The 12166-nt window shown below is 70.4% G+C and carries 7 protein-coding genes; 3 read left to right on the top strand and 4 right to left on the bottom strand.

Features of this window, described 5'->3' with window-relative positions; translation table 11 throughout:
* Positions 1-5 precede the first annotated feature (5 nt).
* On the bottom strand, positions 6-2339 hold the full coding sequence (locus BS72_RS16455; RefSeq protein ID WP_232792433.1) for a DUF6049 family protein: 2334 nt from the start codon (positions 2337-2339) through the stop codon (positions 6-8).
* Between the two features lie 264 nt (positions 2340-2603).
* On the opposite strand from BS72_RS16455, the gene BS72_RS16450 reads away from it, so the two are divergent.
* Entirely contained in the window at positions 2604-4034 is a 1431-nt protein-coding gene (locus tag BS72_RS16450) for a CCA tRNA nucleotidyltransferase (protein ID WP_051951174.1), read from the top strand.
* A gap of 90 nt (positions 4035-4124) precedes the next feature.
* On the opposite strand, the gene BS72_RS16445 is transcribed toward BS72_RS16450, so the two are convergent.
* The 3 genes from BS72_RS16445 to BS72_RS16435 all read right to left on the bottom strand — a co-directional run bounded on the left by BS72_RS16445 (position 4125) and on the right by BS72_RS16435 (position 7293).
* Positions 4125-5426, bottom strand: a complete 1302-nt coding sequence (locus BS72_RS16445) for an MFS transporter (protein WP_037911409.1) — start codon at positions 5424-5426, stop codon at positions 4125-4127.
* Between the two features lie 122 nt (positions 5427-5548).
* Positions 5549-6631 (bottom strand): inositol-3-phosphate synthase, encoded by a 1083-nt coding sequence (locus BS72_RS16440; protein WP_037911407.1) that lies wholly within the window; start codon positions 6629-6631, stop codon positions 5549-5551.
* Positions 6632-6654: 23 nt separating this feature from the next.
* Positions 6655-7293 carry a PadR family transcriptional regulator gene (locus BS72_RS16435; RefSeq protein WP_037911404.1) on the bottom strand — a complete coding sequence of 213 codons (639 nt, stop codon included), beginning with the start codon at positions 7291-7293 and terminating at the stop codon, positions 6655-6657.
* A gap of 340 nt (positions 7294-7633) precedes the next feature.
* Here BS72_RS16435 and BS72_RS16430 point away from each other — a divergent pair, with 340 nt between their 5' ends.
* Both BS72_RS16430 and BS72_RS16425 read left to right on the top strand, forming a co-directional pair.
* Complete coding sequence (locus tag BS72_RS16430) at positions 7634-10396, top strand: transglycosylase domain-containing protein (protein ID WP_198545905.1); 2763 nt, start codon at positions 7634-7636, stop codon at positions 10394-10396.
* Between the two features lie 161 nt (positions 10397-10557).
* Positions 10558-12093 (top strand): glycosyltransferase family 87 protein, encoded by a 1536-nt coding sequence (locus tag BS72_RS16425; protein ID WP_063836089.1) that lies wholly within the window; start codon positions 10558-10560, stop codon positions 12091-12093.
* Positions 12094-12166: the final 73 nt, after the last annotated feature.

The following is a 12166-nucleotide window of genomic DNA, read 5'->3' as shown; positions in this document are numbered from 1 at the left end:
GCTGGCTATCCGTCCACCTTCTCACCTGCCGGAGACGGCTCCCGGGTTTCCTGACCGGTGTCCGTGCCCGGGTCACCCGGGTGCCCGGGATCAGCGCCGTCCTCGTCCTCATCGCCGTTCTGGTCGCCGTTGTCGTCGCCGCCGTCACTGCCGGTCCCGTCGCCGCCCTCGCCGTCGCCGCCGTCCGCTCCGCCGCCGGCCGCGTGCCTCTTGCGCTGCCGGTAGATGCGCACCCCCGCCAGGACCAGGAGGAGCAGTCCGGCGGCGATGATGAGCATCACCAGGTCGGTGACGTTGGTGAGCTCCACGTTGAAACTCACGGTTTCGCCGTAGAGCGCACCCTGCTGCGTGTAGAGCTGGGCGGTGACCTGGGCGAGGCCGTTGGCGCTCGCCGTGGTCTCGAACTTCAGGGTACGGGTATGGCCGCCGTCGATCGAGATGGGCCGTTCGGCGTTCTTGATCTTGAGACGGATGGAGGAGTTCGAGCCGAGCTTGAGGACCAGGCCGGTGATCGGCTGGCCCAGGTCGTTCTTCACGGTGACCGGGATGGTGCCGCTGCGGCCGGAGAGTGTGAGGTCCGACTTGCTCAGGATGTGGACCGCGTTGATCAGGTCGGTGAGGTAGGCGCCGATCGCGTTGCGGTAGGCCGTCTCGCCCTTGCTGTTCCCGCGCCAGCCGGTGGACATCGCCCGCAGCATCGAGTTGCGGAACGGGACGGTCACCCGGTCCTTGATGGTGAGGATCGTCACGAAGTTGTTGAGGTGTACCTGGACCTCGTGGAGCTGCCGGAACGCCTCCGCGGGCAGTTCCTGGGCACGCAGCGACCTCGGGTACGCGGAGCTGGCGGGGACGTGCCGTGACGCCTGCGGGTCAGGGGTGGCCTTGGCCGTGCTGCTGAAGTCGACGGACTCCGCCCACGGTGTGGTGTCCGTGGCGTTGATCGCGGTGGCCATGGCGTGCGCCTGTGCCGCGGTCGGCATCCGCTCGGGGGCGACCAGGATGTCGCGCTGCGTGTCGGGCGACTCCATGGTCACCAGCAGCGTCTGGGCGATGTAGTTCTGCACCGCGAGCAGCGCGTTCTGCGGCTTGCTCATGTCGCCGTCGAAGGCGGTGGACAGGGTGGCGTCGGCGACCACCGCGGTGCTGCCGCCGCCGATGGGACGGGCGGCGTTCGGCGTATAGCTGAGCGTGGGGCTCTCCCGCAGCGAGTCGCTGCGGGCGATCACGGTCTTCGCGCCCGTCGTGCGGGCGGTGGAGACGATGGAGGGGTCGATGGCCCCGTCGACCGGCCAGGCGACCCCGGTGGTCGACTGGGTCCCCAGGATGGTGTCCACGGTGGTCTTGCCGAGCTGCTCGCCGGTCTGCACCAGCCGCAGGTTGCTGTTGATGCCCTTGCCGTGGTGGGCGAGCGACGCGATGTCGGGGTCGCCGAAGGGCAGGGCGATCACCTGGGCGCCGCCGACCGCGCCCTTGAGTTCGTTGAGCCACTTCTCGGCGACGGCCGACCCGGTGCCGGGCGTGGTGTGGGTGACGTCACCCCCGTGTCCCTCCACGCGGTAGGGCTTGGTCATCGCCTCCACGGTGGCCAGTAGGTCCGGGTCGATCACCCAGGTGATCGGGAGCTGCTTCCCGAGCTCGACCATCTGCCACAGCCGGCCGCCGGACGTGGCGGACCCGTTGCCGGACTGCAGCTCCCGCACCAGGCCGTCGTCCCGGAAGATCGGGCTCTCCTGGGAGGCGGTGTCGCCGCGGGGGTCGACGTGGGGCACGTCGGTGAGCGGCCACAGGAAGCTGATCTTGGTGGACTTCGCGGACTCGCCGTCGGGGTACCAGGGCAGGAAGGTCCGCTTGATGCCCAGCACGTGGCTCCAGGGCTCGGCGGCGTCCTGGCCGTCCAGGCTGACGCCGACCGGGTAGACGCCGCTGGCGCCGAGGAAGAGGGCGCTGACCGGGAAGGTGATCGTGAAGGCGGCGCTGTGCCCGGGAGCGAGATCGGCCACCTGCACGGTGTGACCGTTGATCTCGTAGCCGTCCGTGGAGGCGCTGTAGCCGGTGTCGGCGGCCGCGCTCTCCATGGCGCTGCGGGAGCGCAGGGGCCCGTGGCCGTTTATGTGGACGGCGATCCGGGCGCCGGTGATGGTGGTCCTGCCGTTGTTCACCACCGACCCCGCCACGGTGATGGAGTCCCCCTTGGCCGGGATGGCGGGGGAGAGCTTGTCGAGGGTGAGCGCCGCCGTCCGCGACCCCGTACCGGTCTTGTCGACTGTCCTCGGCGCGGCCTGTGAGGCGGTCGCCCCCACGCCCTGGAGGAGGCCGGCCAGGAGAGCGGTGCCCGCCACCAGCGCTGTCCCCCGCCACCAGCGCCGGCGTGGTGCCGACGGACGCTCTCCGGTCGCCTGTGCCGCGTCGCCCACGCGTTCGCCCGTCCCTCGTTGGTCGTGTGCCGGTCGTTCGTTTCCACGGATGTGCGTGGTGGCATGGTAACGATCGGCACTGTGCCGGCGTGCCACGGAGTCATGGCAGCGGGGGCCGGGCAGCCGCGGCCGGCACCCGCGTCATACGTGGCAGCGCGGGGGTGCCCGGGACCCGTACTCTTTGACGTTGTGCCGAATCCCACCAATGCCGCCCAGACCCCGCAGGCCCACCACCGGATCGAGCCGGTGGCCGAAGACCTCGGTCGGCTCTTCAGCGCCGCCGGGCACCGGCTCGCCCTCGTCGGCGGCTCGGTGCGGGACACGCTGCTGGGCCGCCTCGGCCACGACCTGGACTTCACCACGGACGCCCGGCCGGAGCAGGTGCTGGCCGTGCTGAGGCCGTGGGCGGACGCCCTGTGGGAGGTCGGCATCGCCTTCGGCACGGTCGGTGCCCGAAAGGACACCCCGGAGGGCAAGAGCTTCCAGATCGAGGTGACCACCTACCGCTCCGAGGTGTACGACCGCTCCTCCCGCAAGCCGGAGGTGTCCTACGGCGACACCATCGAGGAGGACCTGCTCCGCCGGGACTTCACCGTCAACGCCATGGCGGTGGCGCTCCCCGAGGTCGAGTTCGTCGACCCCTACCGCGGCCTGGACGACCTGGCGGCGCGCGTGCTGCGCACGCCGGGCACGCCGGAGGCGTCCTTCTCCGACGATCCCCTGCGGATGATGCGGGCCGCCCGGTTCGCCGCGCAGCTGGACTTCGAGGTGGCGCCGGAGGTGGTCACCGCCATGACGGAGATGGCGGACCGGATCTCCATCGTCTCCGCCGAGCGGGTCCGTGACGAACTGAACAAGCTGCTCCTTTCCGACCATCCCCGCAAGGGGCTGCGGCTGCTGGTCGACACGGGGCTCGCCGACCGGGTGCTGCCGGAGCTGTCGGCCCTGCGGCTGGAGCGGGACGAGCACTTCCGCCACAAGGACGTCTACGAGCACACGCTCACGGTGCTGGAGCAGGCGATCGACCTGGAGACCGACGGGCCCGACCTGACCCTGCGGCTGGCGGCGCTGCTGCACGACATCGGCAAGCCGAAGACCCGCCGCTTCGAGTCCGACGGCCGGGTGTCCTTCCACCACCACGAGGTGGTGGGCGCGAAGCTGGTCAAGGCGCGGATGACGCAGCTGAAGTACCCCAACGACCAGATCAAGGACGTCGCCAGGCTGGTGGAGCTGCACCTGCGCTTCCACGGCTACGGCAGCGGCGAGTGGACGGACTCCGCGGTGCGGCGGTACGTCCGGGACGCCGGGCCGCTGCTGGAGCAGCTGCACAAGCTGACCCGGTCGGACTGCACCACCCGCAACAAGCGGAAGGCCGCGGCGCTCTCGCGCACCTACGACGGCCTGGAGGAGCGGATCGCGGCGCTCATGGAGCAGGAGGAGCTGGACGCGATCCGACCGGACCTCGACGGCAACCAGATCATGGAGATCCTGGGGGTGCCGCCGGGCCCGCTGGTCGGCCGCGCCTACCAGCACCTGCTGGAGCTGCGGCTGGAGAACGGCCCCATGGAGCACGACGAGGCGGTGGCCGCGCTCAGGGAGTGGCAGGCCGCCCAGGGCTGAGCCCCTTCGGTATTCCGGGCCTGAGCGCCTTCGGTGCGCCCTCTGAGCGGACCGTTCCGCCCGTGTTCCACGTGGAACACGGGCGCGGGTTCAGCCCTCTTCCTGTTCCACGTGGAACAGGGCGGGACGTTCCACGTGGAACATGGTGAAGGCCACCACGGCGTAGATCGCCGCGAGGGCGATCACCAGGACCGGGGAGCGCCCGTCGGCGGGTAGCACCAGTGCCGCCAGGGCTGCGGCTCCGACGTAGGAAACGTTGAAGAAGACGTCGTAGAGCGAGAAGACCCGGCCGCGGTAGTGGTCGTCGACGTGGGTCTGCACGACCGTGTCGGTGGCGATCTTCGCGCCCTGCACGGTGACGCCGAGCACGAAGGCGGCGGCCATCATCGGCACCGGGGTGAAGGGAAGCCCCAGCGGCGGCAGCAGTACGGCGGAGCCGGCCGCGCAGACGGTGGTCCAGCCCGCCGTGCCGAGACGGTCTGTCGCCCAGGGAGTGACCAGCGCGGCGGCGAGGAATCCGGCCGCCGACAGCCCCAGCGCCAATCCCAGCAGCCCCAGCCCGGCGTCGCTGTCGGTCGGGTCGGACCACGCGTAGCGGCAGAGCACGAGCAGGGTGACCGTGAGGGCGCCGTAGCAGAAGCGCATCGCCGTCATGGCGGTGAGCGCCTGCCGTGCGGTCGGCCGCTGCCCGAGGTGGTGTATCCCGGCTGCCAGACCGCGGACGGTGGCGAGTACCTCCGCGCCCACCCGCGGCCGGTCGGGCAGATCGTCCGGCCCCAGCAGGCCGGGGCTGAGGGTGAGTGCCGAGAGGCCGGCGCAGAGGTAGAGGCCGGCACCCAGCAGCACGGTGGCGGCGTCGGCTCCGGCGCCCGGGGCGTGGAAGAGATGCACCACGAAGGCCGCTCCGCCACCCACGGTCGCGGCAAGGGTGCCGGCGGTGGGGGAGAGCGCGTTGGCGGTGACCAGGTGCCGCTCGTCCACCACGCGAGGAAGCGCCGCCGACAGCCCGGCGAGCACGAAGCGGTTCACCCCGGTGACGCAGAGGGCGGCGAGGTAGAAGAGCCAGTCCGGCACCTGGAGGAGAACCAGGGCGGCGGTTCCGCAGCAGAGCACGGCCCGCAGCAGGTTGCACACCAGCAGGACCTGGCGGCGGCGCCACCGGTCGAGGAGCACCCCGGTGAACGGGCCGAGCAGCGAGTAGGGCAGCAGCAGTACGGCCAGCGCCGAGGCGACGGCCCCCGGTGACGCCTGCTTCTCGGGCGAGAAGACCACATAGGCGGCCAGTGCGACCTGGAAGACACCGTCGGAGAGCTGCGAGAGCAGGCGGACGGTCAGCAGCCGCCGGAAGTCCGGCAGTCGCAGCAGCATGCGCAGGTCGCGCAGAACACCCATGGGCCTAGCCTCACACGACAGCCGAGGCCCCGGGTACTGGACCCGGGGCCTCGGCTGGTGCTGCGACGGCGCGCCCTGGGGACGCGCGGCGCTGAGGGGTCAGTGCTGACCCCTCAGCGGGGTCAGCGCTCGACCTCGCCGCGGATGAACTTCTCGACGTTCTCGCGGGCCTCGTCGTCGAAGTACTGGACCGGCGGGGACTTCATGAAGTACGAGGAGGCGGAGAGGATCGGGCCGCCGATACCGCGGTCCTTGGCGATCTTCGCGGCGCGCAGGGCGTCGATGATGACACCGGCGGAGTTCGGGGAGTCCCAGACCTCGAGCTTGTACTCCAGGTTCAGCGGGACGTCACCGAAGGCACGGCCCTCAAGGCGGACGTACGCCCACTTGCGGTCGTCGAGCCACTGCACGTAGTCGGACGGGCCGATGTGCACGTTCTTGGCGCCGAGGTCGCGGTCGGGGATCTGCGAGGTGACGGCCTGCGTCTTCGAGATCTTCTTGGACTCCAGGCGCTCGCGCTCGAGCATGTTCTTGAAGTCCATGTTGCCGCCGACGTTCAGCTGCATGGTGCGCTCCAGGACCACACCGCGGTCCTCGAAGAGCTTCGCCATCACGCGGTGCGTGATGGTGGCGCCGACCTGGGACTTGATGTCGTCGCCGACGATCGGGACACCGGCCTCGGTGAACTTGTCAGCCCACTCCTTGGTGCCGGCGATGAAGACCGGGAGGGCGTTGACGAAGGCGACCTTGGCGTCGATGGCGCACTGGGCGTAGAACTTCGCCGCGTCCTCGGAGCCCACGGGCAGGTAGCAGACGAGGACGTCGACCTGGCGGTCCTTGAGGATCTGGACCACGTCGACCGGGGCCTCGGAGGACTCCTCGATCGTCTCGCGGTAGTACTTGCCCAGACCGTCGAGGGTGTGGCCGCGCTGGACGGTCACGCCGGTGGTCGGCACGTCGGCGATCTTGATCGTGTTGTTCTCGCTGGCGCCGATGGCGTCCGCGAGGTCCAGGCCGACCTTCTTCGCGTCGACGTCGAAAGCAGCGACGAACTCGACGTCACCGACGTGGTAGTCGCCGAACTGCACGTGCATCAGGCCCGGGACCTTCGCCTCCGGGTCGGCGTCCTTGTAGTACTCGACACCCTGCACCAGCGACGTGGCGCAGTTGCCAACGCCCACGATGGCTACGCGAACCGAACCCATTCCGGTTGCTCCTTGTGAAGTCGTCACGCGGTTCCCCGTTCCCCGGGTCGGCCGCCGTTCTCTTGGTTGTTGTCGTCGTCCCGCTCGGCGCCCGGACGGTCAGTCCGTCCGGCCCGCTCGGTCTCGATCAGCTCGTTGAGCCATCGGACCTCGCGCTCCACCGATTCCATGCCGTGCCGCTGCAGTTCGAGCGTGTAGTCGTCCAGCCGCTCGCGGGTTCGCGCCAGGGAGGCGCTCATCCGCTCCAGCCGTTCCTCCAGGCGGCTGCGCCGCCCTTCGAGAACACGCATCCGGACGTCCTTCGACGTCTGGCCGAAGAAGGCGAACCTGGCGGCGAAGTGCTCGTCCTCCCAGGCGTCGGGCCCGGAGTGGGCGAGGAGCTCTTCGAAGTGCTCCTTGCCCGAGGCCGTCAGCCGGTAGACGATCTTCGCCCTGCGGCCGGACAGGGGCGTGGTCAGCGGGTCGCTGTCCGGCGCCGTCTCCTCGGTCAGCCACCCCTGGGTGAGCAGCGTCTTCAGGCAGGGGTACAGACTCCCGTAGCTGAAGGCGCGGAACACCCCGAGTGAGGTGTTGAGCCGCTTGCGCAACTCGTAGCCGTGCATCGGCGACTCGCGCAGCAGGCCGAGTATGGCGAACTCGAGGATTCCCGAGCGTTTGCTCAACCCTGGTCCCCTCGTCATCGCTGTCTCAACCTGATGTATCGAGCCGATACATCAGGACGATAGAACGTGCCGAGACATCGTGCAAGGCGAGCCGCGGTGAGCGGTGTCACATCCGACAACCTGTGAACGGCCAACCGTCCGATTTGCGCCCGATATTGGCCTTCGGAGGATTTTGGCCCTGCGTACTCTGTTCGCCAAGCAGCGCACGGGAACCCCGGAGCGCCGGGGTGCGTCATGATCCATGGTGCGGTGCGGCCCTAGGCGGCCGCGCTCAGGGGGGCCCGACCGCAATGTCATCGATGCCTGCAGGCAAGCCCGCCTGTCGAGGAGTAGCTGTTCAATGAGCGAGCACCGTCGCAAGCCGCCGCAGTCGCCGTCCGGCGGCCGTGCTGCCGCCCGGCGCGGAGGACAGCAGCCGTCCACCCCTCCCCCCGGTGGACGGCGAGCAGCCGGAGGCCCTCCGGACGACGGGTCCGCCATGGGCCGCCGCCCGGAGGGCAGGGCCGACGGCCCGGGAACCTCGTCCGAGAGCCATCGGACGGGTCCTCCCTCCGGCCGCCGCGCGGAGCCGTACGAGGGCCGCGCCGCCGCCCGCCGTGCCGCCCAGGGCCGGGGCGGCGGACGGCGACGGAACGGCGGAGCGGGCACCGGTCCCGGCGGAGCGGGCCCGGACGGGCGCGCTGGGCGTCGGCCCGGCAAGCGGCGGTTCATCGACTACCCGCGCTTCGGCAAGGAGGGCTGGCAGCGCTGGATGCCCTCCTGGCGCCAGGTGACCGCGGTGTTCATCGGCTTCGTGGGCACCCTCGTCGGCATCGCCGGCATCGCCTACGCGATGGTGGACGTCCCCAACGAGAACAAGATCGCCACCGCGCAGAACAACGTCTACTACTGGTCCGACGGCTCGCGCATGGTGGCCGCCGGCGGGGCGCAGGTCAACCGGCAGAACATCACGTACGCCCAGATCCCGGCGGCGATGCGCTGGGCGGTGATCTCGGCGGAGAACAAGACGTTCGAGACCGACAAGGGCGTCGACCCGCAGGGCATCGCCCGCGCGCTCTACAACATGGCCCGGGGCGGTGAGACCCAGGGCGGCTCGACCATCACCCAGCAGTACGTGAAGAACTCGATGCTGGACCAGTCGCAGACGATCAGCCGCAAGTTCAAAGAGCTCTTCATCTCCGTCAAGGTCGGCGCGAAGGTCAGCAAAGACGACATCATCACCGGCTACCTCAACACCTCCTACTTCGGCCGCGGCGCCTACGGGCTCCAGGCCGCGGCGCAGACCTACTACGGGGTGGACGCCGAGCAGCTCAACCCCAGCCAGTGCGCCTTCCTCGCGGCCCTGCTCAAGGGCCCGACGTACTTCGACCCGATAGGCCACACCGACCTGGACCCCCAGGCCACCGCGGCGAGCAACACCGCGAACTCCAAGGCGCGCTGGAGCTGGATCCTGGACCAGGAGGTCAAGTACGGCCACATGACCGCGCAGGAGCGGGCCAAGTGGACCACCTACCCGATGCCGCAGGGGCTGAAGGCGCAGACGGGCATGACCGGCCAGATCAGCTACCTGGTGTCGACCGCCAACCAGTACGTCGAGCAGCACTCCAGCCCGAAGATCACCGAGCAGGACCTGGCCCTCGGCGGCTACCAGATCTACACGACCTTCAAGAAGGCCGACGTCAACGCCCTCCAGAAGGCGGTTGACACCGTACGCAAGCAGAACATCAAACCCGGCGGCACCCACAAGTACCTCGGTGACGACACCAAGGACTTCGGAGGCTCGGACGCGGACACCAACGTCCAGTTCGGCGCGGCCTCCGTGGTGCCGGGCGACGGCGCGATCGTCGCCATCTACGGCGGCGAGGGCTACGAGCACGGGCAGTTCAACAACAACGCCGACACCTCCGGTGTCCCCGTCGGATCGACCTTCAAGCCGTTCGTGCTGACCGCCGCGATGATGTACGGCACCAACCACAGCAACGGGAAGCCGATCACCCCGGACAGCAAGTACAACGCCGACGACGAGCTGGTCATCAAGGACCACAACGGCAACGTCGTGCTGGACAAGACCAACAGCCCCTTCAAACAGAAGAACGAGGACAGCATCGACCGCGGCTTCATCCCGCTGCGGGAGTCGATGGAGGACTCGATCAACAGCCCGTTCGTGCAGCTCGGCGAGGACGTCGGACTGCCGAAGGTGCGGGACACCGCGGAGAAGGCCGGACTGCTCCCCTCCAGCATGGAGTCGCTGGTCCCGTCGTTCTCCATCGGAACCTCGACGCCCAGCCCGATCCGGATGGCCGACGCGTACTCGACGTTCGCCGACTCCGGCAAGGCGGTCGACCCGTACTCGGTGACCCGGGTCGAGCACGACGGCGCCGACGTGGCCGGCTTCACCCAGCCCAAGCCGAAGCAGGTCTTCCCGCCGGACGTGGCCAACAACGTGACCAGCGTGCTCCAGGACGTGGTGAAGAAGGGCACCGGTACCGCGGCCCTGGCCCTGAAGCGCGACGCGGCCGGCAAGACGGGCACCACCGACAGCCCCGGCGGCACCCGGTCCGCCTGGTTCGTCGGCTACACCCAGCAGCTGGCGACCTCCGTGGTGATGTTCCGTGAGGACCCGAAGCAGCACGGCCTGCTGCCCATGGCCGGCACCGGCGGCACCACGTCCGTCCACGGTGGTGCCCTTCCCGCCACCATCTGGACCGACTACATGAAGGTCGCCCTGAACGGCAAGCCCGACCCCGGCTTCCCCAAGGCCACCTCGATCGGCACGGCGCAGAACGAGCCCGGTGCCCCGGCGCCGAAGCCGACCAACACCATGAGCCCGACGCCGACCGCGCCGACCACGCCGCCGACCGCCACGACGCCGCCGGCGACCACCACGACAGCGCCGGCCACTCCGCCGACCGAGACGACGAGCCCGACGCCCACCTACACCCCGCCCACCCAGATGTGCACGATCTTCAGCTGCCCGACGACCGCACCCCCGACACCGACGACCACCCCGACCACCGGGCCCGGCAACGGCGCGGGCGGCGGCGGGGGCAACAACGGCGCGGGTGGAACGAAGGGCAACGGCGGGAACGCCGCCACCCAGTGACCCGAGCCCGGCGCCCGGCGGCCTGACCGGGCGCCGGCCCCGCGCGAGCGGCCGGAGCACCAACCCAGGCAGTACCCGTCGACCCGGGCCGAGCACGATCGGCCCGGGTCGACCTGTGCCGGGACTCTCACGCGCACAGCCGCGTACGGCAGGATGGCGCCATGACGAGCGTGCGCCACCGCGAAGAGGACGACATGCGAGACCTCCCCGTGCGCCCCACCGACGAGGATTCGGTGGCCGCCGCGGCCAGCGAGATCATCGGCGGCCCGGCCGGCCGCAGGGTCCTGGCCGGCGGCTCCTGGTGGAACCCGCTGCGGATCATGGTGCTCGCCGTGATCGGCATGTTCGCCCTCGGCATGGTGCAGAAGGTGTCCTGCTACTCCGGCGGCTGGTTCCAGTTCGGCGACCCGCAGTACATCCACGCCTGCTACTCCGACATCCCGCACCTGTACACGCAGCGCGGCTTCGCCGCCGACCTGGTGCCGTACTTCGACCGCATCCCCGTCTCGCTCAGCCAGAACCAGGACATCCACTACCTGGAGTACCCGGTGCTCACCGGGCTCTTCATGGAGGTCGCCTCCTGGCTCACCCCGGCCGGCGCGGAACCGCACAGCGCCCAGGTGTACTGGCTGGTCAACGCCGGGATGCTGATGGTGTGCGCGGTCGCGCTGGTGGTCTTCACCGCCCGCACCAACCGGCGCCGCCCCTGGGACGGCCTGCTCGTCGCCCTCTCCCCCGCGCTGGCCCTGACCGCCACCATCAACTGGGACCTGTTCGCGGTGGCGCTGGCCGCGGCCGGACTGATGCTGTGGTCGCGCGGCCGGCCCGGCTGGGCCGGAGTGCTGATCGGCCTGGCCACCGCGGCCAAGCTGTACCCGGTGCTGCTCCTGGGCGCGCTGTTCCTGCTCTGCCTGCGGGCCGGCCGGCTGCGGCAGTTCGGCGCGACCCTCGGCGGGGCGGTCGGCGCCTGGCTGGTGGTCAACCTGCCGGTCATCGTCTTCGCCCCGCACGGGTGGGCGCAGTTCTACAGCTTCAGCCAGAGCCGCACCACGGACTACGGCTCGCTGTGGCTGGTCATCAAGGAGCGCTCGGGCGCGTCGCTCGACGGGGTCAACGCCTACGGCACGGCGCTGATGCTGCTGCTGTGCGTGGCGATCGCCGTCCTGTCCCTCTACGCCCCGCGCCGCCCCCGGCTGGGCCAGATCGCCTTCCTGGTGGTGGCCGCGCTGCTGGTCAGCAACAAGGTCTACTCCCCGCAGTACGTCCTGTGGCTGCTGCCGCTGGCGGTGCTGGCCCGACCGCGCTGGCGCGACCTGCTGATCTGGCAGGGCGCCGAGGTGCTGTACTTCCTCGGCATCTGGTACCGCCTGGCCTACGTCACCGGCGCCAAGCACCACGGGCTGACGGCCGACGCCTACCACCTCGCGGTCGTCGTCCACGTGCTGGGCGTGCTGTACCTGTGCGCCCTGGTGGTGCGCGACATCCTGCTGCCCGAGCACGACGTCCTGCGGCAGGACGGCTCGGACGACCCGGCCGGCGGGGTGCTGGACGGCGCCCCGGACGCGTTCGTCCTCGCCCCCGCGGCGCACGGCGGCCGGCACGCGGCGGCCTTCGGCGACGTCGACGACATCAGCGACCTCGGCGGGGACCCGGGTACCGGCCGCTGGGCGGAACGTCCGGCCGAGGCCGGCGAGTAGCCGCGGAGACGACGAAGGGGGCGCCGCCGAGTGGCGGCGCCCCCTTCCGCTGCGCCCGGCGCTGGAGCGGCTC

Source organism: Actinacidiphila yeochonensis CN732, from assembly GCF_000745345.1.
Taxonomy (GTDB): Bacteria; Actinomycetota; Actinomycetes; order Streptomycetales; family Streptomycetaceae; genus Actinacidiphila; species Actinacidiphila yeochonensis.
This window is presented reverse-complemented; position numbering and strand designations above follow the sequence as displayed.